Origin of the sequence: Alteromonas sp. S015 (assembly GCF_036864485.1) — a bacterium.
GTDB lineage: Bacteria > Pseudomonadota > Gammaproteobacteria > Enterobacterales > Alteromonadaceae > Alteromonas.
The window spans coordinates 336,105-359,169 of the sequence record NZ_JAZETO010000004.1; the positions used below are offsets into that span (position 1 = coordinate 336,105).

The following is a 23,065-nucleotide window of genomic DNA, read 5'->3' on the forward strand; positions in this document are numbered from 1 at the left end:
TATAGCATGCTACTTTTAAAAGTAGCTGCCAGACAATTAAAGCAAAAAACAGATGGCCGCACCACAACGATAAAAATAGGAGCAACAATGGAACACGAAACTCTGTTTCCTCTGCTGTGTAAAACCGCAGACGGCGACAAAAAAGCGTTCGCAGAGCTTTATAAGATAACAAGTCCACAGCTCTACGCTGTTGCTTTAAGGCTTTTGAAACGTCCCGAACTTGCTGACGAAGCCACCCAAGACGCCTACATCAAAATTTGGCATAACGCGGGGAACTATCAGCGGGGCAAAGGTACAGTACTCACGTGGATGGTAAGCATAGCTCGCTATCGCGCACTCGATTTAATTCGCTACCACAATGTACGAAATGAAGTAGAACTAAACGATGACGCACCAACAGGAGAAGAAAGCCCCCAAACGATAAAACTAGGGGCGGAGCAGGCAAAATTGGCCGCGTGTTTAGATGAATTGGACGGACCGCAGCGCCAGGCTATCCATTTAGCCTATATCAACGGTATGTCACATCAAGAAGTTGTGACTCATTTGGCATCACCACTTGGAACCATAAAAAGCTGGATAAGACGGGGTTTACAAAGTCTGCAGAGGTGCCTATCACTATGAATTATTTAAAAGAAGAGCGATTAAACGCCCTCGCCGCTGAATATGTAGTTGGAACGCTGCGCGGTAAAGCGCGCACCCGCTATCAAAAGCTAATGATGCAATATCAGGCTGTTAGCGATGCAACTGCCCAATGGGAGCAATACCTTACTGGGTTTGCTGAAACCTTGCCTCCAGTCGCACCGCCCGAAGGCGTATGGGAAAATATTCAAGTGAAACTGGGGCACAAGGCGGCCAACGACGCTGCATTTGCGAATGATATTGCCGAATCTGCGCCAAGTAGCGACAATGTTATTGATCTTGAAAAAGAGAAACAGAAGCGCTGGAAGAACTTATCGTTCATATCCACCGCAGCTGCAATGGTGTTGGCCGTATTGCTTTTCGTCATGCAACCTGTACCTGCCCCAGAGGTTTCCCATATTGCCGTCGTCAACAATGCTGATAACACGCCATTGTGGGTGATAGAAGTTTCTGACACGACCATGAATGTTAAGGTCACCGATGCGTTTGTGGCTTTAGCAGACAAAGACTATGAGCTTTGGATGGTGCCGGCAAATGGTGAGGCGCCGATTTCCCTTGGCTTGATGCCTGAAGTTAATGGCGACACGCGCGCAACACCAGATATTTTGTTAGACCAAAGCATCGCTGCGTTAGCAGTGAGCTTAGAAGCACCAGGCGGCTCGGTTACAGGGGCGCCAACGGAGGTACTTTATATAGCACCGATTGTTTCCGTTTAAGTTCAATCACTTATACACTTAGTCAAAAGGCCACATTACGTGGCCTTTTTGCGATTTATACTTATCGCTTTTTTAAAAACATCCTTTCAAACAGTACACTTTTACTTTTAATAAAAATTTTATTTTAATTTTTTAAACATTTTTGCATCTAAGTTGAAACTTCAATCGTTTGGTCTTTTGAACTCATAAAAATAGAGAGACCCAACATGATCCAATTCAAACGCAAAACTCTAACACTGGCTATTGCCGTGACATGCGCAGCCGTAACTGCGGGCGCAATAGCGTCAAGTCACCGTGAAGCACCTAATATTACTCGACACCCAGCTTTGGATAGCACCGACTTTTATGCTTTTAACAGCTATGAGCAAGGGCGTGAAGACTACGTGACGTTTATCGCAAACTATATCCCACTTCAAGATGCGTACGGTGGCCCTAACTACTTTGCAATGGATCCAAACGCGCATTATGCCATTCACATCGACAGCGACGGTGATGCAGTTGAAGACATCAGCTTTGTTTTTCAATTCAACAATATGCTCGCTGCAGATAACGAAGGTATTGCCTTGCCAATAGGCCCTGAAGGCGAACAGAAAATGGTGAAAGTACCGCTTAAAAATGTAGGCGGTATCGGCGCAGACGATTCAAGCGCAGCGAATTTCTCAGAGATGTATAGCCTCACTATGGTGAATGGCGACATGCAAACGGGCACTCGAACTACTCTTACACCCGCCATGGGCGATATGTTTAAAAAGCCGCTTGATTACATTGGTAATAAAACCTTTACCAGTGAAGCGGAGTACGCACGCTATGCTGAAAGCTTCATTTACTCGTTCAGTATCCCTGGGTGCGATGACATGGCCAAAGTGTTTGTCGGTCAGCGTAAAGACCCCTTCGTTGTTAACTTGGGCAAAACATTCGACTTGGTAAATTACGTGCCTGTTGAGGGCGACAGCGCACCGGGCGCAGGCGATGGTGAAGGTTTTCCTGGCGGTATAACGCAAAGTGCCATGAATGATGACTTAGCCGATAAAAACGTGACAGCGTTATCTATTGAAGTACCCAAGGCGTGTGTTACAGGTGAAGGTAATGGCGTAATTGGTAGCTGGACCACGGCAAGCTTGCCGCAAGCGCGTATCCTAAACCCAGATGCTACTTTTGCGAAACCTGAGACTAATGGTGGTGCGATGACTCAAGTGTCTCGTTTAGGTAGCCCGCTAGTAAATGAGCTTGTTATCGGTATTGGCGATAAAGACAAATTCTCTACTTCTCACCCAAGTGCAGACGGTCAATTCGCTGATTATGTAACCCACCCTTCTTTGCCAGAACTACTGAACATCCTGTTTAAAGATGCAGTGAATACTACGCTGGGTACGGATATTGAGACCCTTGCGCCGACGAATTTCCCGCGTATGGACTTAGTGACAGCGTTCCTTACAGGTTTCCCAGGCGTAAACCAACAAGCAACGGTAACAGCATCAGAAATGCTGCGCCTAAACACAGCGATTTCAGCAACGCCAGCAGAATCGCAGTCAGCATTTGGTGTGGCAGGCGATGACTTAGCAGGATTTCCGAACGGTCGCCGCCCAGGTGATGACGTGGTTGATATTGCCCTTCGCGTAGTTATGGGCCGCTTGTGCTACCCCATCCCGGTAGCAGGTGAAGATACAGATCTTGGCCTTTGTACACCAGAAGACGCCAGCGTAGGTAATGTACCTTTCACTGATGGTGCACCTGTAGATGCAAGCATGATTGATTCATCGTTTCCTTACCTAAAAACACCACTTGCTGGCTCTGAATAAGGAGACCCATCATGTCTATGAAGATTAGGTTATTTAACAAGAATCCAAATGCACCCGCGTTTGTGAAGTCGGCTCAAGCCCCTTTGCAGAAACATAAGTTATGGGTCATTTCTGGATTGGTGCTAGCGCTAACTGGTTGTTTCGATAGTGATGACGATAACGATTATCAAGCGCCAGAAGAAAATGCAGCGCCCGTAGCCGTTGATGAAATGCTAACGACGCAAGCAGATATTGCGTTTGATGGCACGTTGACAGCAACCGATGCCGATGGTGATGCGCTTACCTTCGGGCTAGGTGAAAACGGTACGTTAGGTAATGCAGAAGTTAATGCTGATGGCAGCTTTACCTACACACCTAACGCTCAGGTAACGGGTAGCGATAGCTTCACATTCACCGTATCTGACGGCGTAAATCCAGCGGTTACGGCCACCGTAAGCGTTACGATTGAGGCTCAGCAGGTATCGTTCTCTAGCTATACCCGTGATGCCTTTAATCAAGCCCCGAGCGATGAACCTCTGCCAATTAACGGCCGCGAGTTCACCCAAGATGCTGACGACACCACGTTCGATGATTTATTGATTGGTCAATAACGAACGGTCAGTACACAGTGTCAACCGTAAAGCCAAGGAAGGCTTTTATAAAGGAAGTTCTGATGAAGTTGATGAGAAGCAGTACTCTTATACTCCCTGTAATGAGCGTATTATCAGCCCTAACAGTCTGTTCGGTATCTGCTCAGCCTGAAAAACCTAATTATGATACCGTTATCGCAACGTGGCAGCCTAAACAGCTATCCATAGCAAGTATCGACGAAGCGGAGCAAATTTTAACTTTAAGTAGATACCTTCAAGCAAAAGGCGATGAACGAGAGCGCATTGTTAGGTTCACTAACATAATGCGACAAAGACTCGATTCGTTGAATTCGGGTCAAAAAGAGCGTTTAGTTGTTTTAGAGGCTCGGCTACTACAAGGCATTCATAAGTTCGAACAAGCCAAGCAACATCTGAAGCAAATAGCTCGCTTTCGCTCTCCCGCTGCACACTTATTGCTGGCAGACATAAATATTCAGCAAGGTAACGCTAAAAAGGCGAAAGAAAACTGCGAAAAGCTGGTAGGGCAAACAAGTTTTTTAATCGCCTTCACGTGTATGGTAAACGCTGATTTTTCACAAAATAAAGACGTAAAATTTTTGAAAAAGCTTAGCGCTTTTGAGACCTACACCAGTGCAGTGAGGCCCACAGAACGCCAGTGGTTTTACGAAGTGCTTGCAGACATGTCACTTAAACTTGGTAACGCTGCAGCCGCGCTTGAGTATTTGTCACAAATAGAATTCGAAGAGCTACCTATAAGCGCGATGTTAGTGTGGGCAGACGCTCATTTTGCATTGAATAACTATAAGGCAGTAAGTTCTGGGTTTAACACTTCCGTACCCGAAATAACGACAGCCGACGATGGCCTACTGCTGAAATGGGCCATTGCCGAACGAGCACAGGGTATTATGCGCTCTGAAGTGCAAACTCAGCTTGCTAAGAACATGGAAATTCGGGTGTGGCGAGAAGACAGCTCCCACGCCGCACAGGTCGCCACTTACTTTTTAGAGATAGAGCCCAATTACCCACTGGCGCTTAAATTTGCCGAAATCAACTGGCAATACGCACAGTCATTGGATGACAAAAACCTCTTAGAACGCGCTCGCCGAGCGAATGATGTATCGACCAATGCTTAATGCTTTCAATTACTTTAGTGAATTAACCATGATTAGATTTATCGCGTTTTTCATCTTCGCCGCCTTCAGCGTTTTCACGCATTCACACGAACTGAGTAACGGCTACTTAACGCTTAAAAACGATTCAAATAACACTTTGTCTGGCGAGCTTTTGCTAAAGCCTGAAGATATAGGGCAAGCAGCAGGGCTAGATAGTAATAATGACGGTAATTTGACCTGGGGTGAAGTCAACAGAAACCACGCTATGGCGAACGACTATATCCAAAACCACCTAGTGATTCGAGGTAGCGAAACGCGATGTACGGTTAGTATTGCTCCCCCTTCTATACGAGATATTTCTGCAGAGTCATTACTGGTATACCCGCTGTCGGTAAACTGCGTATATGTAAACGAAGTATCCATACAATACACTGGCATAGTTAGCGACTTCCCCACCCACAAGCTACTCACAACGGTAACGTTAAACTATCACACAAGTGTTTATGTACTAAGCGATGAACGCTCTTTTATCACTGCTTCTGCTACAGGAAACAGCTGGATTTCGCAGTTTGGGGAGATGGTTTATCAGGGAGTTTGGCACATTTTCATTGGACTAGACCATATACTGTTTTTGGTTGCCACGTTGCTCACCGTTAATCTTTACAGGGAAAATAAGAGCTGGGTGAAAGAGCAAAGCAAAAGGCACATTATAAAAAGTACGGTGATATTAGTAAGCACGTTTACGTTAGCGCACTCGATTACATTAACTGCCACAGCACTGGATTTTATTACGCTAGATAGCCGTATTGTTGAGCTAGGCATTGCTATATCAGTGGCTATAACTGCGCTTAACAATGTGTACCCTATCATCATGCGTTTAAGGTTTATTACCTTTGGGTTCGGCCTACTTCATGGAATGGGGTTTGCGAGCGTGTTTGGCGACCTTAATGCCCAGTCGGGTAGCTTAGTGATGAACGTACTCGCTTTCAATATGGGCGTTGAGCTAGGCCAACTTGTCATAGTTGCGCTGCTATTGCCCTTACTCATCCTACTTAGAAACGTAAAGTTATATTCAAAAACTATTATGCCAATTGCGTCGTCAGTAATTGCTGTAGTAGCGATTAATTGGACGTTGCAGAGATGGTAGCAGCGGCACACCTAGTTATTAATTGAGAGATAAGAGTAAGCTTATACTGAGTGACAAAAAATAAGAAATGACTAAAACGGCGCGCGCCTTTGGACAATCTTTCGGCACTTAGCCATAAAAAGCACAAAAAGTAGTTGTATAGGCGCGCCGCATCGCTATAATGCCAAGCATCAACACCACGTTGATGTCTATACACTATGCCAGTGTGATGGAATTGGTAGACATGGCGGATTCAAAATCCGCTGCTAGCGATAGCGTGGCGGTTCAAGTCCGCCCACTGGTACCAAACATTAAACCAACTTTTCAGTTGGTTTTTTTGTGTTTAAATTTCAACAAATCGCCACGCAAGCGTGTCGGCCGAGTGTCGGTCTATCCAAGCCCGTTCACCGATGCCATCCTCTTCTTTACAAGCAGATACTGAAACCGCACTTTGAGTCGGCTCTCGCCCATAAACAGAGGGATTAGCATTCATCTTACTCTGTTGATAACACTATCCCGTCTAGTAACCGGCATGGCACAACGAGTCATCACTCTTATTCTGTAATCCCCAAGGTTGAAAATATGCAATATACATTATAAGCACCTGTAATTTAGATTAAATGCATAACTCGAACTTATCAGGAGTACAATTTGATAGCTCAGCTCCCAACCATTGCTGAAACCGTTCCTCTTTTGCTTTCAGGTTTCGTGAATGTCGTATTAGTGAGTAATTATGCCCTGACGGGCACAAACCAAATGGAGCAATAAGCCTCCCAGCTTTAAGGTCGTCGGCAACTAACGGAAATGAGCCGATTGCAGCTCCCAGACCATCAACCGCAGCCTGTATACAAAAGTAAAAGTGATCAAACGATTGGTTAGACTTATTCAGGTGAAGATCATGATGTGATACCGCGATCCAATCATCCCAAGCATCTGGACGCGTTTTACTATGAAGCAAAGTAATACTCGCATGATTGCTCTGGATCATGTTCCAATACTGAGGAGACATTACCGGGCCAACCCATTCTTCAACCAAGTTGTGTTTCGCGTAGTCAGAAGGTATATCAAAGTCATCTCGGCGGATTGCCATTGCCAACCCCGCCTCACTTAAAACAACGGGGCCGCCCGCTGTAGACAGCCGGATATCAATCTCAGAGCTTTGATAGAAATTTGAAAGCCTTGGCATAAGCCAACGCATAGTTAATGTTGGTTCACAGGAAACCTCAAGATAATCACTTGTTGTTTCTTTTAGCTTACTGATACCAGTATTTAACGCATCAAAAGCTACATTGGTGTATCGCTTAAGCAACTCCCCGTCCTGAGTAAGATTCATTCCCCGACCATTTTTATAAAACAATGTCTTAGAAAGATACATTTCTAACAGTTTTATCTGTTTACTTACTGCTCCGTGAGTTATATACAGCTTATCTGCCGCTTCACTATAACTGGTAGATTCTGCTGCAATATGAAAAACATGAAAGGCTTTAAGGTGTCTCATCTGTGATTTTTTCTCACACTAACTAAGCGTTTATTTCGATTATAACTCGCTCTTTAGTCATTACAATGACGGTAAGTTAGAGGAGTAAAGAGTGTAGAAATGGAAATAGTTAGCTATGCAGTTTTAGGCCTATTAATCGTTGTAAGCCCAGGACCAGACTTCATATTAGTGCTCAAGAATAGTCTATGTAGTGGAAGGAAGGCAGGATTGATGACTGGAATAGGCATTGGCCTTGGCATTTGTATTCACGTTAGCTACTCAATACTCGGAATTAGTCACATTTTATCACATAACGAGGCTATTTTTAGTTTAGTTAAATACGCAGGCTCAGCGTATCTGTTTTACCTTGGTCTCTCAGGATTGCTTAACTCTAAACTTACCATTGACATTAAGAATGAAAAGCCGGTTAACAGTAGTACTAAGAAATGTTTTGCACAAGGCTTTCTGTGTAACGCATTAAACCCTAAAACAATGTTGTTTTTTCTCAGTGTGTTTAGTCAACTGGTATCACCGGAAAGTGAGAACAACTTAATGTTTGTGTTGATGTGTGGTCTGTACATCACGTCACTGCACATTATTTGGTTTTGCTTTTTGGCGTTTCTTGTTACATCCATCAAGGCTTTCGGTACCTTTCAGCAATTTAGTCACATTATAAATCAAGCTTGCGGAATGGGACTTGTGATCTTTGGTGTGATGTTATTTACCAGCAATTAATTGGACATCGAACGTAACTTTTTTATTTAATAGAAACAATCAACGTAAATATCGGAAAAATAATGGCTAACGCAATAAATTTAAAAGATAAATTTGGAAAATTTAATGATTTTTGGTCTCCTCGGGTTATTTCGGAGTTGAACGACTATCAAATAAAACTAGCAAAATTTGAGGGAGAGTTTACTTGGCATGACCACAAAGATACCGATGAGCTATTTTTTGTTATCTCCGGCTCTATGCGCATTGAGCTTCGAGGAAGCTGTGTCGAATTAAATGAAGGGGAAATGTACATAGTTTCTAAAGGAGTCGAGCATAAGCCTGTAGCAGAAAAAGAGTGTCACGTAATGCTCATTGAGCCCAAAGGCGTGGTTAATACTGGTGATACAGATAGTGGTCTTAGAGCTGAAAACGACGTTTGGATTTGACGGCCACTACCACTTGTATATTTTGGGGATAAGCGAGACTTATTCTCAATAGCTTTGCAAAGCTATTTATAAGAGAATTAAGGCACTGATTTATAAGAACAAAGTACACGCTAACCTTTCAAAATCCGTTGCTAGCGATAGCGTGGCGGTTCAAGTCCGCCCACTGCTACCAAACATTAAACCAACTTTTCAGTTGGCTTTTTGTGTCTGAAGTTCAGCAAATCGCCACGCAAGCGTGGCGGCCGAGCTTCGCTTCACTGCATTTGGACCAATAAAGCCCGGATTCAGGTGTCTGCTCTTCTATGACACTGCATCCCAATATGCGTCTAGCAACCTCTGGGTTAACAAGGCCAAGTGTTGCGCTTTTGCATTTTCGGTCGATTCCACATCTGATGTTAGCGTGGCAAAATTTCTCATCATAAAGACTGACTGCGCCTCTGAGGAATCTGCTTCAATATACTGATGTTCGCTGGGTTGCTGCATTTCTTTGCGCTTAGTAAAACCGATAACATGGTCTTGATTATCAAATGCAAAGCCATTCTTCCAATCAAGTACATAGTCAGACATGCTAAATACCCCCTCATGACCCAGAATATCTAAATCCATCAGGCACGTTCCAACGTTGTAGCCAAAGTCAAAGGTAGACGATTTACCATCTTCAAACACTGCAACGCCCGAACCTCGGATAACAGCATTGGTTTCCTCGTCTCTAACAATTGCGCCAGAAATAAGTTTTAGCGGTGACGTTGGCTTCAAATATTCGGCAATGGCCCGCATTGAATACCACGTCATGTCTCCTACTGCACCTGTCGGCTCTTTTGAGGTATCGAAACGGATGTTAGTTTTATCCATGAAGGGAAAGAAAAAAGACGTTCTAACCGCTTGCGGTGCGCCTATTTCCTTTTCCATAATGTCATTAACGACTTTAGTGCGCGGATTATGGGTGAAATGCGTGGCGTCCATAAAGCTAACACCGTTCACATTTGCAGCATTTATCATGTTTTCTAGTGACTTTGCGCTTGAGTAAGGCTTTTCCACCAGCAAATGTTTTTTGTTTTGTGCGCCGTAAATCGCAATTTTTTCTTTGCTTGCCGTTGGTGTTGCTACATAAATTGCATCAATCGAGTCTGACGCTAACATCTCTTGCCATGTATCAAACACAAGGTTAATGCCATGCTCATCGGCAAATGCCTTAGCTGAAACCGGGCGGCGGCTTGCCACGGCTGCTAACTCAATATTTTCTACCTGCTTTACCGCATTTGCAATAATACCCGCAATCATGCCTGAACCAACAATACCTAAACGTAACTTATTCATACTTATCTCCAGTGATTAATTGACGAGCAGTTTAAGGAGAAACTACAATCACCAGAAATGAATAGCTTTTATAACACTAATCCAATTTATGAATATCTCAACCAAAGACGTAAACTTGCTTTATGTGTTCAAAGTTTTATTTGAAGAGAGGAACTTATCCAATGCAGCTAAACGCATGGCACTCAGCCAGCCTGCACTTAGCCATAAGCTAAATAAGTTAAGAAATGAATTCGATGACGCGCTTTTTGTAAGGGCAGCTAGAGGGTTAACCATAACCCCATTGGCTGAACAAATTGCTCCGCTCGTATTACAAGCCGTTCAATCTATTGAAGGCTTGTATCATCAACTCGAATCTCAAAATTTTTTACTTAACGAAGATATTGTTCACATATATACGACAGACTTTATTGAGCAATTGTTATTGCCAGACCTGTTAACGCGAATAGAAACGAAAGCACCAAACCTTAAGATAGTCTGCCACAATACCTTAGGCAAAGTGCCCAAAAAAGAGTTGGAAACAGGCGAATGTGATTTAGCTATTGCAGGCTTTTACAATGATTTGCCCGATACTTTTTATCAACAAAAACTGAGGGACGAGTCTTTTGTTGTTTTAAGTAGTAGCGCAAAGCTTGCCCCAACAGCGCAACTAGACCTAAACACTTTTTTAGACGCTAGGCATATCGTCACCACACTAACCGGAGATCTTGACGGAATAGTAGATAAAGCACTACGCAATCTAAACTTAACTAGAAATGTAGTTGCTGGCGTTTCAAGTTTTTTAACGCCCCCGCTTATTGCAAAAGATACAAACTGCATTTTAGTGTGTTTAGAGTCTATCGCAAAAATGTATGCTTTCACCTTCGACAGATTAACCATACACGAGTGTCCGATTGACTTACCAAAGGTAAACATTAGCCAAATATGGCACGGACGCACGCATCAGGACCCAATGAGAAGGTGGCTAAGAAGTGAGATACACCAAGTGTTATCTAAATGACAAAGTTGAAATTTTTACTTTTTAGCGAAAAGTGAAAACTATAAGTCTCAGTAAAGTAGACGGTTGAAGATAGCAGTAAACTTCGCTCAAAAACTCACTTTTTTAATCACTTAACCAATTGATTCAAAGTCAATTTATACAATATTCCGTTAGTCCCCAACATAGTTACCAAAACACCACTAGTTGCTTAAAGTTTAAAGGTAACTAAAATAAACCACCAGTAAGCAATAAGCTTTATTCAATTTTTTTGGGAGTTTTGAGATGACCACCACAAAGACAGGCAATGTACTAATTATCAATGCACACCAGTATTACCCTTTTTCAGAAGGCAAGTTAAACGCGTCTTTCGTCGATAAAGCGGTAACGCTGCTTGAAGCTAAAGGCTATAACACTCGCGTAGTGACAATGGCCGAAGCGCACAACGTTGAAGAACAGCTGGCCCATCACCAGTGGGCTGACATCGTTCTTCTACAGGCACCAATTAATTGGATGGGTGTGCCATGGTCATTCAAAAAGTACATGGATGAAATATACACTGCAGGTATGGGCGGCGCCCTATGTGCCGGCGATGGCCGCGTTGCCGAAGCGCCGAAGAAAAACTACGGCACAGGCGGTACGCTTACTAACGTTAAATACATGATGTCTTTAACCTTCAATGCTCCAGAAGAGTCATTTAACGACAGCGAAGAGTTTTTCGAAGGTAAATCTGTAGACGATTTACTGTTTCCAATGCATATGAACTTCAAGTTCTTTGGCATGAAGCCAATGGAAACTTTCGCCAGCTTTGACGTGATGAAAAACGCCGATGTGGAAAACGACTTTAAACGTTTTGAAGCTCATATAAACAAGCATTTTTAAGGAATTATCATGAGTACTGAATACACCAATAAGTTACATGCAGGTTCTGCCTTTCCAGATGTTTCAGCAAAGCTGTTAAATGGCGACACTAAAAAGTTAGCGACACCTGAGAACGGTCTTGATTGGAAAATGGTAGTGGTTTACCGAGGGCAACATTGCCCACTTTGCACTCGATACCTCAATCAACTCGAAAGTTTTAGGGGTTATCTTGCCGAAACTGGCGTAGACCTTATAGCAGTGTCTGGCGACAGTAAAGCGCAGCTGGAAAGTCACCTGCCTAGGTTGGACATTAACTTTCCAATTGCGTACGGCTTAACGGTGGAGCAGATGGAAGAATTAGGCGTATATATCTCTGATCCAAGATCTCCTCAAGAAACTGATCACCCGTTTTCTGAGCCAGCGCTGTTTGTTGTGAACAATGAAGGTAATGTGCACGTCGCTGATATTTCTAACAACCCATTTGTTAGACCTGAGTTAGAGACATTAGTAAGTGGTTTGGGCTGGATCCGTAATCCTGATAACAACTACCCTATTCGCGGTATGCACAAATAGGAGCACTTGCGAAAAAGACGAAGTGCTCGTTTGGAAAACACGAAAACTCTGTGACGCAGCTGTCATTAACACTGTCGATGCTGCGCTACAGAAATTCCCCCATAACAAAGTGCATTAAGATAAGAAACTTGTGACCACACTGGATACTTCAGCAATTGCCGTTTGTACACCAATCACCGCTAATATTAGTCCCATCAGGCGAGTTACTATACTTAAACCGCTGTCACCAATTAACCTAATAGTACGAGAAGAAGAAATAAAGCATATAAAAGTAATCGCACATAAACTCGCAAAGGCCAGTATGGTCACCACAATATACTGCCAACCTGCTGCTGAGTAATTCATCGCAGTAGCGATCGTACTAGGCCCCGCCCGTAATGCGTAATCCTGACAAAGTAATACCAAAAAGGTGAACGATTGATTTTCCTAATAAAGTAAAGAATGCTGGAACCTGTCTAATATCAGGTATAGTCCATAGACTTTGTTTAAATTATACTTTAAAGAAAAATATGATTTTGTAGTTTTTCGAAGGGGTAATTCGTTGTTAAGGTTATTAGGTTATCTTGTATTAATACTCTACTTCTACTGTTCAACAGTATATTCAAAGGTTAATGTGTATTCGAGTGACTCCCATTACAAAACAGATCTTCTGAGCAATTCATTTAGTAGGGATAGCTATCAAAGCCTGCTGCGATCGATGTTTAATACCTATGAATTAGAAATACTGCCGTTCGCACGTGCAATGAAATATATGAAAACTCGTAAAGAAGCATCATGCCTACTATTTGCAAGAAAAAACAATGAAAGAGTGGACGAGTACTTGTTCTCTTTGCCTATCGCAATACTCCCCTCTGTTTCTTTGTACCAGAAGCGTTCAGATAAAATTTTGGATAAATCTGTGCTCAATGAAAGTGGAAAAATTCCAAGTTTAGAAAAGCTGATGGCGTTAGATGAAAAATCTTCATTGTTGCTAGCAAGTGGAATCAGTTATGGCGACTTCCTGGATAAAGAAATAAGAAAAGTAGAGAAAAATCAAATATATAGAGTTGCACTAGGTGGAGCCGACAATCCTGTTTTCGATATATTTAGCCACAGAAAAGTTGACTACGCGTTGATGTTTTCTTCTGCATTGCGAAATGAGAATATTTCAAAGCTTCGAGCTTATGAAATTGAAGGGAATGAAGGCTATACGAGTAGCCACATTTTATGCAACCGAACAAAAGAAAGCCGAGAATGGTTGGCGAAAGTTAACGATAAGTTGATTGATCTTTATAACTCACCCAATTTTATTGAGGAAGTGCTAGTCGATGCTCCAACACATTTGAGACGCGAGATAAAGTCACAACTGTTATCCTTATCTAACCCCCTTGAACCATAAAATAGTTATCAAGTTGAGATATCTATTCGAGTAAAGATAAAGCGGGATAACTTCGGTAGCCTATTGTAGCCAGCAGCATTTTAACGCTCAAAACTACTATACTCGGCATCATAATTGAACATTAACGAACAAGCAGCACGTTTATTTATGTTTAATGCGAAGCTCCGAAGGCCACTCTAGGTTAGGTAAGTCGTTCAATGACACTCTCCCGTCATAACACTGAAATAAACTCCCTGTAGCGTGGAAAATTCGGTGAATGAGTCTTCCACGGCTCAGCTTTAAAAACGCTAAATGCTCCGGTATGAGTTTTCATGAAGAAATTGAAACGCTATCAATATGAAAGATATGCCATTCTTTGCCAACTCGCCTACCCTGATGCCGACGAGCAATATCAAAAAATCTTAGATCCTTTTTATGAACGCCATCTTGTTGATAAGTACGGCAGAATGAGCGTAAGAATCTTGTGGGTCGAGAATAAAAAAGAAGTCATTATCGTTTTTCGTGGTTCGTTGGGCTTCAAAGATTGGTTTGCTAACCTGTTTTTCGTACCCTATAGATTGCGTCAGTTGAACCGAAGTTTCTTTGTTCACTGGGGATTTGCCAGATTGCTTGCGCAACCCATGTATTCAAGTACGAAAACCTCTGATGACGCGTTACCACTTAGAGAATTACTCGTAAAAGTATTAGAGCCACTTCGCGCACAAGGCAAACGGTTCTCGTTTATCGGTCATTCATCCGGTGGTGCAGTCGCCGTGTTAATGGCCGATTACTTCGAAAGGCGGTTCCCTAAGTCAGTTAAAAGGGTGGTAACTTTCGGACAGCCTGCAGTGGGCACGCGCTCTTGGTATAAGCACTATACCCTACACCACAGAACATATCGCATTTGCTGTGACCTAGACGTAATTACCTTTATGCCGCCCTTCCCCTTTTACTTCTGGCACGTAGGTAAAATGCTATGGCTACACGACGATAAAATTTACGAAAACACGCCTACCCACAAACGTTTTTTGATGTCGCTTCACAGCTGGTTGTTACGCCCAATTACTTATCACTACATGCGAAAATATATCCGCAACAAGTCGCTTTTCGATGAGCATTAGAACGATCATTTTCGACCTACAGTGCGTAATTTAAAGGTACTTGATTATTCAATCCCGCACAGTACTGCATAAGAGGTAGGCTTAAAGAAATGTCTTCACTGTCAATCAAACGAGCAAAAGCGGCGCTTAAGAACGCGTTTATCGGCGACGCGTTGGCTATGCCGGTACATTGGTATTACAACCCGGCAGATATATATAAGGCGTTTCCGCTAGGGGTAGAGCAATTTGAGGATGCGCCATCATTTCATCCGTCTTCAATAATGTCGCTACATTCCACGCAGCACGGTGGGCGCGCGAATAAGGCATCTGCAAATCAAAAAGAGATAGTGGGCGACGTTATTCTCAAAGGTAAAAGGCTGTATTGGGGTAAGGACAACATTCATTACCATCATGGTATGAAAGCGGGGGAAAATACACTTAACGCCCATTGCGCGCGTATCGTTTTATCGTGCGCACTTAAAGGGTATGACGTAAACGAGTTTTTAACTCAATATATTAGCTTTATGCGCGCTGATGAACCCAAACACCCTGACACATATGCTGAGTCTTATCACAGAGGTTTTTTTGCGAACTTAGAACAAGGTACACCAGCACACCAATGTGGGGCGGTTACACATGATACAGCTTCAATAGGCGCTTTTGTGTCGGTTACACCTCTGGCGGTAGTAGAAGCAAGCAAAAGCACAGCCCTTGAGGACATCAAACGCCTGTGTCGTAGTCACCTTTATTTAACTCACCCAGATGAGTCTTTAGCATCGGTGTGCGATTTCTATGTTGAGTTAATCTACAAATTAGTGCATCGCGAAGGTGAATCACCCAAGGCCATTTTAGAAGATATTGCCCGTAAATCTGGGCACATGAATTTGGCTGCGATAGCGGCAAAAAACAAAAGCAATATAGAAATTGTTGGGCGTATGTATTCGCCAGCGTGTTATATCTCAGACGCGTGGCCCGCCGTTTTGTACCTCGCTTACCGTTATGCTGATACGCCTAAAAAGGCGTTGATTGCGAACACCAACGTGGGGGGCGACAACGTGCACCGCGGTTTTGTATTGGGGGCCATAATGGGGCTAATTCAGGCGACGGAAATATCCCAATGGTTTAGTGAATTAGCTGACAAAAAGGACTTGGATGCGCTAATTAACCTTCTCGATGAATTGTAGCTAAGACACAAAAGTCTGCTAGACCCAGTCGTAAAGTGAACAAATGGCACTCACTGTCCGGTAGCGTATTCGCGCAAAAGCGCCTTATAACGCTACCGTTTTCTCTGTTTGCGCTTTGCCCGCCAAGCTTCTGCTACAATTGGTTCAAGGTCGTTCAAATCCAAAGGCTTAACAAGGTGATGGTTAAAGCCAACTTCTTTAGAACGCTGAATGTGCGATGGTTGTCCCCACCCTGTCTGCGCGACAAATATGGCATCTGCTAAGGCGCGATTTTTTCGAAGTGCCGTACATAAATCATAGCCATTCATCCCCGGCATGCCGATATCCAACAACACTAAATCGGGTGTAAAAGACGCGACAGCCTTTAAAGCGGATGGCCCATCTTCCACCACTTGGACCTGACACCCTTTTGCCTCCAATATCCATCCCATGGTAATAGCTGCATCTTGATTATCATCGGCAATTAAAACGTTGAGCTTTTCTGTGGTAGCACCTATCACGTCATTAGTCTTTTCCGGTTTACTGGCTGATTGGGGTACTTTACTTAAAACGGGTAAGGTAACGATGAACGTTGTGCCTTTATCAACGCCATCGCTTTGCACACACACAGTTCCATCGTGTAATTCAGTGAGTTTTTTCACTAGAGTAAGGCCAATACCCAACCCGCCTTGAGAACGCTCAAGGGCATCATCTACCTGAGTAAACATATCGAAAACCGATTTTAATTTGTCTGCAGGAATGCCCTGTCCATTGTCCTTAACTGCAATGGTTACCTTGCCGTCGCAAGTACTAATGCGAACCTCAATATTGCCACCAGGTGGAGTATACTTCGCGGCATTGTTGATAATATTCGAGAAAACCTGTGACAACCGGATAAGGTCTCCGTTTACCCAAACAGGCTCTGCTACTTTTTCCACCAGCAATGTGTGCCGTTTTTCATCAATCAGAGGCTGAATAGTCTCAACCGCTGTGCCCAGTATTTCACACACGTTCACAGGTTTACGATGTATCCGGATTTTCCCTCGGGTAATTCGTGACACATCCATAAGGTCATCAACAAGCCGTATCATTTGCGTTACTTGTCGTTCGACTCGACCGAACGCCTCACTCTTCTGATTTTGGCTGTAACCGTCTGACTGTAGAATTTCTAAAGCGTTGCGAATTGGTGCAAGCGGATTACGTAATTCATGTGCCAACGTAGCAAGGAACTCATCTTTACGGCGATCGGCCTCTTGAAGCGCGTCTATCGCATTTCGTTCTCTCGTGGTGTCTACACCTACTCCCGGTAAACGTTCCGGCTCACCAGAGCTGTTATAAATGACTCGTCCTCTAAATGAAGCCCAGCGGACAGTGCTGTCTTTTTGTAAAATACGGTATTCTTCATCAAATGGGGTGCGGTTATTAATACTTTCACAAATAGCAGCTTCACACGCTGCTAAATCGTCTGGGTGGATATATTGTTTAGGCACTTCAATGGCTACACCGTTTTCAGCCTCATCGCTACTGAGGTTAAAGAGTTCTCCCAAACGTTCATCTGCGGTGAACAAGTTTTGCTTAATATCCCAATCCCAAATACCAAAGCTGTGTGATGCTTCCAGTGCTAAGCGTCTGCGAGACTCTGCTCGCTTAGCCATTTCTTCAGCGTGTTTACGCTCAGTAACATCTCGCGTCGAACCAGCAATGGCTTCAACATTTCCGTCTTCACCAATAACAGGAACAAATATGTAGTCATATATACGGCGACCGTGAGTACCGGTAAAAGGAACATCACTACGAATTGGTTGCTTTGTTTCAATTACCTGACGAATCTCCTTCATGTGCATATCTGCATGCCAAGGTTCGTACCCAAGCTCTAAACATGTTTTGCCGATCGCTTCGTCCCAACTCAGCCCCCACATTTGCAGTAATGCGTCGTTGGCATACGTAAAATGCCCTTCAAGGTCGAAGATATAAAGCAAGTCCGGCGTATTCGACAACGCTGTTTCATAAAGCCTGCGCTGTTTATTAAATGACTCAATATTCTCTAATAACGCAGACTCCGCCACCCGTCGAGCGCGATTTTCGTTGTTGCGCTCAATAATGATTGCAGCGGTTTTAGACAGTGCATTAATGACGTCGATGTCATCGGGCAATGGAGTAAATCGCTCGCGATGAAATAAACAGAAGGTGCCCAATACCGTGCGACTTTCAGCAGATAAAATGGGACGACACCAAAATGATTGAAGCCCTAATGCCTGAGTGGAGCGACTAAAATCGCTCGAATCAGTTTGGGCATTGATATGAACATTCACCACATCACGCGTTTGACAACATTTGCCTAACGGCGTTAGTTCATCGATAACAATGTTCTTGAAGTATCGCCTAGTTTCTTCAGGCATTGACGGTGCAGCTACACTAATGAGTGATAACCCATCTTCAGATACCAAGGATATTCCACTGACAGCTTGAAAATCTGTCACCTTTTCCACTGCATTGACCAAAACGGTCAACACATCTTCTAACGTAGCGCCAGATAACGCGAGTCTCATTGCATCCCTTTGAGACTGAGAAATGATTTGTAGTCTGCGTTTCATTGAGAAATCATGAAACGAAAACCCCACTATACCTTCCGCAACGGGGAAAATGGTGAGCTTGAACCAGGCGTGGTCAATACCAAACCGAATTTCCGTTGTTTTACCGGATTCCTGTTTTATTGCCAGTTCAAACTGCTGAGTAATATTCGGTACTTGCGACTGAGGAAACAAACTAAACACCGAGCTGTCAAAGAGATCAGATTTGTCTAATCCACAGATGGAACGGGCCTGATGGTTAGCGTAAATAACGTTGCCTTTAACATCGGTAAATATCACCGCATCAGTTATATTTTCTATAAGAGCTTGAAAGGGGATGTCGTCGGTAAAAGAAGATGAAGCCTTACTTATTGGCTCAGACATAATTCGCTCAAATAATGCAGAAAAAATTATACTAAAGTAGAAATCACTATTTAGCTAACGATTTACGTTAAGCAGTACAAAGCGACTTTTCTAGCGGTGCGGTTAGTGAACTTAAATGATTAAATTTTCGTAACACTTACGCTGTTACTAGTAAAAGTTCTACCAAGATCACTTTCTACCAAGGCTAAGACATGGATCACTCTGGCTCGAATCAAAATGAAGGAAATACAATGTATGCTGGAAAGTTTCCTAAAATAGCCAAACAGACCAGATTGCTGAATATTCTTGTAATTTTTGCTGTTATTTATACGTTGTATCTCGCCAAATCCCTGCTCGTTCCGCTTTTCTTTTCTGGCTTTGTTGCTTTGCTTTTAAGCCCACTTGTTGCATTTGCTCGTAAGTTATTCATACCTCGCACACTATCAGCAGGAGCACTCATTATTTTGCTGGTCGCGCCTTTCACATTTTTAGGTATCGAGCTTGCCGAGCCCGCAGAACGCTGGATGCATTCCCTCCCTAAAGTTGCTGCCGAGATATCCAAAGAAATTGAAGAAATAAGCAGTAACATCGACGCCTATGCGGCGCCACCTTCCGAGCCCGTCGAAAAAGAGCGTTCATTTTTTAGCTGGTTTAGTGACGATGAAAAGTCCCCTGAACCTTCTTTACCGCAAGACAAAACAAACTCGGTGACGGACAAAATCAAACAAAGCGGCATAGATATTGGGTTATCACTTTTCAGCAACGCGCCTTTTTTACTGGCACAAGTACTTGCCTGTATTGTTTTAATTTTTTTCCTGTTGGTTTTCGGGCCCAACCTGTTTAGTGTTTTTGTAAAAGATTTCCCTATTGTCACTAATAAACGGCAAACACTCGTTTTAGTCGATCAAATTCAACGGGAACTTTCTTCGTATATCGTCACAATCAGCATCATAAACTCTTGCTTAGGGTTAGCTACAGCAGGCATGTTTTACTATCTGGACATAGAAGACGCATTACTTTGGGGAGCCCTGGTGGCACTGATGAACTTTGTCCCCTACTTGGGTGGTGTCGCGAGTTGCGTTGTATTGCTGGTAGTTGGGCTTGTGCAATTTGGGCTTACCAGTAATGCGTTTCTGCCCGCAGGTTTGTTTTTAGTATTGAATATCATTGAGTCACAACTAATCACGCCAGCGGTTTTAGGGAGAAGCATGCAACTTAACCCTCTTATAATCATAGTTTGGATAGCGATAACGGGCTGGCTGTGGGGCGTGGTAGGCGTTTTACTCGCCGTGCCTATTTTGATGTGTATTAAGATTATTCTTGAAAATTTGGGCGTATTTGGCCACTGGATAAGACTTCTCGAGTCAAAATAGTTTGACTCTTCCCCTTCTACACAATAATCCCTTGAGTATCATAAGAAGCACTCAAGTTAGAAATGTTCGCGATTCTCGTAATAATTGTTACCGTTGAGATCTTCAAATAAAACGGTGATGTCCTTATCCTCTCCTACAAAGGGGCGAAGCGCAGTATCGATAACGTGAGCCACTGCAGTTTTGACATCCTGCCCGCGATCAAACCACAACACTTCTATAAACGGATAAGCCGACGAGGCTCCACCAGCCACAACGAACTGGCTCGCAATGTGCTCTACTGTGAAATGGTCATTAGGGGTGTCGGTGAGTTTAGCAAACTGTTCAACGATAGAACCTGCAACCTCTTCTAACGCTGCTTGTTCGATACCTCTTACACGGATGTGCGGCATTTTTTGTTCCTTAATAGCGCTTAAGTTTATGTCACGACATTGTCTGAGCTGCATCATACCATGCTTTAAAAGCGTCTAAACTGAGTGATTCGTTTTTAACACCGAAGAATGCAAGGCTACTCGATGTGAAAGTAGAACTTTCTCACAACCAATCAACTTTGAATCGACACGGAATCCCTTACCACGACTTCACGCCATAAATGAGAACACTCTTCCACAAACTTTTTGTGAATAGGATGACGTTGGTACTCATCTTGCGCTTCAACACTTTCAAATAGCATAAGTTCAGACACGTCAAATGAGTTATCTATCACGTCACGTTTTAGCGTATTGGCAGGAACACCAATATGTAGCGAATGTACTTGTGGGATTGCGCGCAACGACTGTAAACCGGCAATGAGTTTTTGCTTGTCTTCTGCTGACGTTGGGTCTTTCAGCCAGAAGTAAACCATGTGAAGAATAGGTGGCAGTTCAGCGCTTGTAGTACGTGTTGATTGCGCCATTGCGGGCAATGTAGATAGCGAAGCAAGCGCGCCTGCGGTTGCTAAAAATTGTCGTCTTTTGGTATCTGCCATCACTTGCTTCCTTGTTGTCATAACGGTTGAAAATGTTGATGTTTCTACAATGACATTGGATTCAAATTGAAGCAATAAGAACCTGTTAACGTTCGCGTTCACACTTGTTTAGCGCAGTTTTACATGTTGGCAAGCAATTTGATAGACAACTTAAAGAAGTGAATTTTAAACACGTAAACAACGAGATTTTGACACTATGCGCTTACCTACTGAACAACTTATCAATAAAATCGAAGATTTGTCTAATGGCCTGACGCCTGAACAGCTATCCAGTTTCTTTGATATTATTAACGCCATGTCAGCACTGGTTGAAGAGGCTGGTGAATTTAAGGAAGGTCATAAAGATGGCCGAAAGGCAAAGCCTGCACGTACGTCAGTATTATCTAACACTGTTCACTAAAGGTATTTGCGAACCTCTCAACCAAAGGTTGATTAAAGCGGTACATTGAAATATTTTAGCGCGCGTATTACTTGAATGGAATAGAAGAAGAGGATCGCGTGCTTTATCTTGTTGCAGTTACTGTCCTATGGGCATTTTCCTTTTCGCTCATTGGCGAATTTTTGGCGGGGGAGGTAGATAGCTACTTTGCAGTATTAACCCGTATTACTCTCGCTGCAGCAGTGTTTCTTCCGTTTCTCAAAATATCTTTACTAAGCGCAAAGCAAAAAGCGATTCTGGCGAGTTTAGGTGCTGTACAGTTAGGGTTAATGTACATTTTTTTCTACCACGCATTTTTATTTTTAACCGTGCCAGAGGTTCTGCTTTTCACCATTTTCACGCCGCTGTATGTCGCCATTTTAAACGACGCGTTATTTAGGCGGTTTACCCCCTTTTATTTGTTGTGTGCACTTATCGCCACCTCAGGTGCAGCCATAATCCGCTTTGATGGCATTACTGATAGCTACTGGCTTGGTTTCGCCATTGTTCAAGGTGCTAACCTTTCCTTCGCGCTAGGACAAGTAGGTTATAAAAAGCTGACCTCGACATTTGAAACCCATGTGTCCTATCACAACGTATTCGCATGGTTTTATTTAGGCGCACTGGCTGTTGCCTTACCTGCGTTTTTCCTATTCGGCAACACAAGCCAACTACCGCAGAATACCGAGCAATGGGGAGTGCTATTGTGGCTGGGTATTGTGGCGTCGGGGCTTGGGTATTATTTTTGGAATCAAGGCGCGCTTGAGGTTTCTGGCGGTACGTTAGCCATCATGAATAACGCGCTTATACCGGCAGGGCTTGTGGTTAACCTACTGCTTTGGCAAAAAGACACTGATTTTACTCGCTTGTTTCTTGGTGGCACCATTATTGCGATTGCGCTATGGATGTCTCATCAATACGCCAAGAAGCAGAAACAGCTATAAGCCTCAAAAAAGCCAAAGCTACGCAGGACTATACTCACTCACCATGGTGTAGTCTTTGCGGGGTCCAATGACCTGCCATGTAGAGCGCCACACAGGCCAAGCAGAGAAATTATAGCGCACCACGTAATTATCATCGCCGCATAAATGTTCAGCGTTTGGTTTAGTTGCACTAAATGTATGAAAATAGCGCTTATCGTCAAACAACACCTCAAACAAACCGGTTTGAGGCTGCTGCCAGAAATACCGACGTTCAGCTAGTATTATACTGCCAGTAGGTGCGGTTACTTCGCCTTTTTCGTAATACGCTAAGGTGCTACTTTCGCCTTTTAAGCGCCCTTCAAGCCAGCTAAATTCAGCCTCGCCAGAAAAGGTAAAAACATCGCCGTTTCGCTGGATAATTTTGCGCGATAGCGTCCATCTTCCAACAAAGTCCTCTAGGGTATAAGGAAGGTTTTCTATCATTGCTTTCC

25 protein-coding genes and 1 tRNA gene are annotated in these 23,065 nt (G+C 43.4%); 18 read left to right on the top strand and 8 right to left on the bottom strand.

Going from position 1 to position 23,065, the window contains the following annotated elements:
• Positions 1–87 precede the first annotated feature (87 nt).
• From V7R42_RS10145 to V7R42_RS10175, 7 genes are all read left to right on the top strand, one after another.
• Positions 88–621, top strand: a complete 534-nt coding sequence (locus V7R42_RS10145; protein WP_334020062.1) for an RNA polymerase sigma factor — start codon at positions 88–90, stop codon at positions 619–621.
• Positions 618–1,355, top strand: coding sequence for an anti-sigma factor (locus tag V7R42_RS10150; RefSeq protein ID WP_334020063.1), 738 nt, complete (start codon positions 618–620; stop codon positions 1,353–1,355). The genes V7R42_RS10145 and V7R42_RS10150 overlap by 4 nt, the downstream gene beginning before the upstream one ends.
• 206 nt (positions 1,356–1,561) lie before the next feature.
• The gene (locus tag V7R42_RS10155) at positions 1,562–3,154 is read left to right on the top strand and encodes a DUF4331 domain-containing protein (protein ID WP_334020064.1); all 1,593 of its coding nucleotides are present in this window, start codon (positions 1,562–1,564) and stop codon (positions 3,152–3,154) included.
• A gap of 11 nt (positions 3,155–3,165) precedes the next feature.
• A complete protein-coding gene (locus tag V7R42_RS10160; protein ID WP_334020065.1) occupies positions 3,166–3,744 on the top strand; it encodes an Ig-like domain-containing protein in 579 nt (192 codons plus the stop codon).
• 62 nt (positions 3,745–3,806) lie between these two features.
• Positions 3,807–4,877: a tetratricopeptide repeat protein gene (locus V7R42_RS10165; protein ID WP_334020066.1), complete on the top strand. Its 1,071-nt coding sequence runs from the start codon at positions 3,807–3,809 to the stop codon at positions 4,875–4,877.
• A 28-nt stretch (positions 4,878–4,905) separates the two neighbouring features.
• Complete coding sequence (locus V7R42_RS10170; RefSeq protein WP_334020067.1) at positions 4,906–6,003, top strand: HupE/UreJ family protein; 1,098 nt, start codon at positions 4,906–4,908, stop codon at positions 6,001–6,003.
• A 199-nt stretch (positions 6,004–6,202) separates the two neighbouring features.
• Positions 6,203–6,289, top strand: a tRNA-Leu gene (locus V7R42_RS10175).
• A gap of 36 nt (positions 6,290–6,325) precedes the next feature.
• Here V7R42_RS10175 and V7R42_RS10180 read toward each other — a convergent pair.
• Both V7R42_RS10180 and V7R42_RS10185 read right to left on the bottom strand, forming a co-directional pair.
• Positions 6,326–6,475 carry a hypothetical protein gene (locus V7R42_RS10180; protein WP_334020068.1) on the bottom strand — a complete coding sequence of 50 codons (150 nt, stop codon included), beginning with the start codon at positions 6,473–6,475 and terminating at the stop codon, positions 6,326–6,328.
• Positions 6,476–6,598: 123 nt separating this feature from the next.
• Positions 6,599–7,480 carry a LysR family transcriptional regulator gene (locus V7R42_RS10185; protein ID WP_334020069.1) on the bottom strand — a complete coding sequence of 294 codons (882 nt, stop codon included), beginning with the start codon at positions 7,478–7,480 and terminating at the stop codon, positions 6,599–6,601.
• A gap of 99 nt (positions 7,481–7,579) precedes the next feature.
• On the opposite strand from V7R42_RS10185, the gene V7R42_RS10190 reads away from it, so the two are divergent.
• Together V7R42_RS10190 and V7R42_RS10195 are read left to right on the top strand one after the other, a co-directional pair.
• Positions 7,580–8,194: a LysE family translocator gene (locus V7R42_RS10190; RefSeq protein WP_334020070.1), complete on the top strand. Its 615-nt coding sequence runs from the start codon at positions 7,580–7,582 to the stop codon at positions 8,192–8,194.
• 62 nt (positions 8,195–8,256) lie between these two features.
• Entirely contained in the window at positions 8,257–8,619 is a 363-nt protein-coding gene (locus V7R42_RS10195; protein WP_438823648.1) for a cupin domain-containing protein, read from the top strand.
• Between the two features lie 300 nt (positions 8,620–8,919).
• Here the strand turns inward: V7R42_RS10195 and V7R42_RS10200 are convergent, their stop codons facing one another.
• Positions 8,920–9,936 carry a Gfo/Idh/MocA family protein gene (locus V7R42_RS10200; RefSeq protein WP_334020071.1) on the bottom strand — a complete coding sequence of 339 codons (1,017 nt, stop codon included), beginning with the start codon at positions 9,934–9,936 and terminating at the stop codon, positions 8,920–8,922.
• An 88-nt stretch (positions 9,937–10,024) separates the two neighbouring features.
• On the opposite strand from V7R42_RS10200, the gene V7R42_RS10205 reads away from it, so the two are divergent.
• From V7R42_RS10205 to V7R42_RS10215, 3 genes are all read left to right on the top strand, one after another.
• Positions 10,025–10,933: a LysR family transcriptional regulator gene (locus V7R42_RS10205; protein ID WP_334020072.1), complete on the top strand. Its 909-nt coding sequence runs from the start codon at positions 10,025–10,027 to the stop codon at positions 10,931–10,933.
• A 261-nt stretch (positions 10,934–11,194) separates the two neighbouring features.
• Positions 11,195–11,791, top strand: coding sequence for an NAD(P)H-dependent oxidoreductase (locus V7R42_RS10210; RefSeq protein ID WP_334020073.1), 597 nt, complete (start codon positions 11,195–11,197; stop codon positions 11,789–11,791).
• A gap of 9 nt (positions 11,792–11,800) precedes the next feature.
• On the top strand, positions 11,801–12,343 hold the full coding sequence (locus tag V7R42_RS10215; protein WP_334020074.1) for a redoxin domain-containing protein: 543 nt from the start codon (positions 11,801–11,803) through the stop codon (positions 12,341–12,343).
• A gap of 114 nt (positions 12,344–12,457) precedes the next feature.
• Here V7R42_RS10215 and V7R42_RS10220 read toward each other — a convergent pair whose 3' ends face one another.
• Positions 12,458–12,688: a MarC family protein gene (locus tag V7R42_RS10220; protein WP_334020075.1), complete on the bottom strand. Its 231-nt coding sequence runs from the start codon at positions 12,686–12,688 to the stop codon at positions 12,458–12,460.
• Positions 12,689–13,094: 406 nt separating this feature from the next.
• Between V7R42_RS10220 and V7R42_RS10225 the strand changes: the two genes are divergently transcribed.
• The 3 genes from V7R42_RS10225 (at position 13,095) to V7R42_RS10235 (ending at position 15,984) form a co-directional block, all read left to right on the top strand.
• Positions 13,095–13,721 carry a hypothetical protein gene (locus tag V7R42_RS10225; protein ID WP_334020076.1) on the top strand — a complete coding sequence of 209 codons (627 nt, stop codon included), beginning with the start codon at positions 13,095–13,097 and terminating at the stop codon, positions 13,719–13,721.
• A 311-nt stretch (positions 13,722–14,032) separates the two neighbouring features.
• A complete protein-coding gene (locus V7R42_RS10230; protein WP_334020077.1) occupies positions 14,033–14,821 on the top strand; it encodes a lipase family protein in 789 nt (262 codons plus the stop codon).
• An 89-nt stretch (positions 14,822–14,910) separates the two neighbouring features.
• Positions 14,911–15,984 (top strand): ADP-ribosylglycohydrolase family protein, encoded by a 1,074-nt coding sequence (locus tag V7R42_RS10235; RefSeq protein ID WP_334020078.1) that lies wholly within the window; start codon positions 14,911–14,913, stop codon positions 15,982–15,984.
• Between the two features lie 92 nt (positions 15,985–16,076).
• Here V7R42_RS10235 and V7R42_RS10240 read toward each other — a convergent pair whose 3' ends face one another.
• Complete coding sequence (locus V7R42_RS10240; protein WP_334020079.1) at positions 16,077–18,917, bottom strand: PAS domain S-box protein; 2,841 nt, start codon at positions 18,915–18,917, stop codon at positions 16,077–16,079.
• A 191-nt stretch (positions 18,918–19,108) separates the two neighbouring features.
• Here V7R42_RS10240 and V7R42_RS10245 point away from each other — a divergent pair, with 191 nt between their 5' ends.
• Positions 19,109–20,269, top strand: coding sequence for an AI-2E family transporter (locus V7R42_RS10245; RefSeq protein WP_334020080.1), 1,161 nt, complete (start codon positions 19,109–19,111; stop codon positions 20,267–20,269).
• 56 nt (positions 20,270–20,325) lie between these two features.
• On the opposite strand, the gene V7R42_RS10250 is transcribed toward V7R42_RS10245, so the two are convergent.
• Both V7R42_RS10250 and V7R42_RS10255 read right to left on the bottom strand, forming a co-directional pair.
• Positions 20,326–20,658 carry a DUF1904 family protein gene (locus V7R42_RS10250; protein ID WP_334020081.1) on the bottom strand — a complete coding sequence of 111 codons (333 nt, stop codon included), beginning with the start codon at positions 20,656–20,658 and terminating at the stop codon, positions 20,326–20,328.
• A 152-nt stretch (positions 20,659–20,810) separates the two neighbouring features.
• Positions 20,811–21,233 (bottom strand): Dabb family protein, encoded by a 423-nt coding sequence (locus V7R42_RS10255; RefSeq protein ID WP_334020082.1) that lies wholly within the window; start codon positions 21,231–21,233, stop codon positions 20,811–20,813.
• Positions 21,234–21,429: 196 nt separating this feature from the next.
• Here V7R42_RS10255 and V7R42_RS10260 point away from each other — a divergent pair, with 196 nt between their 5' ends.
• Positions 21,430–21,633, top strand: coding sequence for a hypothetical protein (locus V7R42_RS10260; protein ID WP_334020083.1), 204 nt, complete (start codon positions 21,430–21,432; stop codon positions 21,631–21,633).
• 98 nt (positions 21,634–21,731) lie between these two features.
• Complete coding sequence (locus V7R42_RS10265; protein ID WP_334020084.1) at positions 21,732–22,595, top strand: EamA family transporter; 864 nt, start codon at positions 21,732–21,734, stop codon at positions 22,593–22,595.
• Positions 22,596–22,613: 18 nt separating this feature from the next.
• On the opposite strand, the gene V7R42_RS10270 is transcribed toward V7R42_RS10265, so the two are convergent.
• Positions 22,614–23,057: a DUF6314 family protein gene (locus V7R42_RS10270; protein WP_334020085.1), complete on the bottom strand. Its 444-nt coding sequence runs from the start codon at positions 23,055–23,057 to the stop codon at positions 22,614–22,616.
• Between the last annotated feature and the right edge of the window lie 8 nt (positions 23,058–23,065).

What these genes read in the sequence shown, in the direction of transcription:
- V7R42_RS10145 (WP_334020062.1), top strand. Translation starts at nt 88, where the DNA reads ATGGAACACGAAACTCTGTTTCCTCTGCTGTGTAAAACCGCAGACGGC.
- V7R42_RS10150 (WP_334020063.1), top strand. Translation starts at nt 618, where the DNA reads ATGAATTATTTAAAAGAAGAGCGATTAAACGCCCTCGCCGCTGAATAT.
- V7R42_RS10155 (WP_334020064.1), top strand. Translation starts at nt 1,562, where the DNA reads ATGATCCAATTCAAACGCAAAACTCTAACACTGGCTATTGCCGTGACA.
- V7R42_RS10160 (WP_334020065.1), top strand. Translation starts at nt 3,166, where the DNA reads ATGTCTATGAAGATTAGGTTATTTAACAAGAATCCAAATGCACCCGCG.
- V7R42_RS10165 (WP_334020066.1), top strand. Translation starts at nt 3,807, where the DNA reads ATGAAGTTGATGAGAAGCAGTACTCTTATACTCCCTGTAATGAGCGTA.
- V7R42_RS10170 (WP_334020067.1), top strand. Translation starts at nt 4,906, where the DNA reads ATGATTAGATTTATCGCGTTTTTCATCTTCGCCGCCTTCAGCGTTTTC.
- V7R42_RS10180 (WP_334020068.1), bottom strand. Translation starts at nt 6,475, where the DNA reads ATGAATGCTAATCCCTCTGTTTATGGGCGAGAGCCGACTCAAAGTGCG.
- V7R42_RS10185 (WP_334020069.1), bottom strand. Translation starts at nt 7,480, where the DNA reads ATGAGACACCTTAAAGCCTTTCATGTTTTTCATATTGCAGCAGAATCT.
- V7R42_RS10190 (WP_334020070.1), top strand. Translation starts at nt 7,580, where the DNA reads ATGGAAATAGTTAGCTATGCAGTTTTAGGCCTATTAATCGTTGTAAGC.
- V7R42_RS10195 (WP_438823648.1), top strand. Translation starts at nt 8,257, where the DNA reads ATGGCTAACGCAATAAATTTAAAAGATAAATTTGGAAAATTTAATGAT.
- V7R42_RS10200 (WP_334020071.1), bottom strand. Translation starts at nt 9,936, where the DNA reads ATGAATAAGTTACGTTTAGGTATTGTTGGTTCAGGCATGATTGCGGGT.
- V7R42_RS10205 (WP_334020072.1), top strand. Translation starts at nt 10,025, where the DNA reads ATGAATATCTCAACCAAAGACGTAAACTTGCTTTATGTGTTCAAAGTT.
- V7R42_RS10210 (WP_334020073.1), top strand. Translation starts at nt 11,195, where the DNA reads ATGACCACCACAAAGACAGGCAATGTACTAATTATCAATGCACACCAG.
- V7R42_RS10215 (WP_334020074.1), top strand. Translation starts at nt 11,801, where the DNA reads ATGAGTACTGAATACACCAATAAGTTACATGCAGGTTCTGCCTTTCCA.
- V7R42_RS10220 (WP_334020075.1), bottom strand. Translation starts at nt 12,688, where the DNA reads ATGAATTACTCAGCAGCAGGTTGGCAGTATATTGTGGTGACCATACTG.
- V7R42_RS10225 (WP_334020076.1), top strand. Translation starts at nt 13,095, where the DNA reads ATGAAAACTCGTAAAGAAGCATCATGCCTACTATTTGCAAGAAAAAAC.
- V7R42_RS10230 (WP_334020077.1), top strand. Translation starts at nt 14,033, where the DNA reads ATGAAGAAATTGAAACGCTATCAATATGAAAGATATGCCATTCTTTGC.
- V7R42_RS10235 (WP_334020078.1), top strand. Translation starts at nt 14,911, where the DNA reads ATGTCTTCACTGTCAATCAAACGAGCAAAAGCGGCGCTTAAGAACGCG.
- V7R42_RS10240 (WP_334020079.1), bottom strand. Translation starts at nt 18,917, where the DNA reads ATGTCTGAGCCAATAAGTAAGGCTTCATCTTCTTTTACCGACGACATC.
- V7R42_RS10245 (WP_334020080.1), top strand. Translation starts at nt 19,109, where the DNA reads ATGGATCACTCTGGCTCGAATCAAAATGAAGGAAATACAATGTATGCT.
- V7R42_RS10250 (WP_334020081.1), bottom strand. Translation starts at nt 20,658, where the DNA reads ATGCCGCACATCCGTGTAAGAGGTATCGAACAAGCAGCGTTAGAAGAG.
- V7R42_RS10255 (WP_334020082.1), bottom strand. Translation starts at nt 21,233, where the DNA reads ATGGCAGATACCAAAAGACGACAATTTTTAGCAACCGCAGGCGCGCTT.
- V7R42_RS10260 (WP_334020083.1), top strand. Translation starts at nt 21,430, where the DNA reads ATGCGCTTACCTACTGAACAACTTATCAATAAAATCGAAGATTTGTCT.
- V7R42_RS10270 (WP_334020085.1), bottom strand. Translation starts at nt 23,057, where the DNA reads ATGATAGAAAACCTTCCTTATACCCTAGAGGACTTTGTTGGAAGATGG.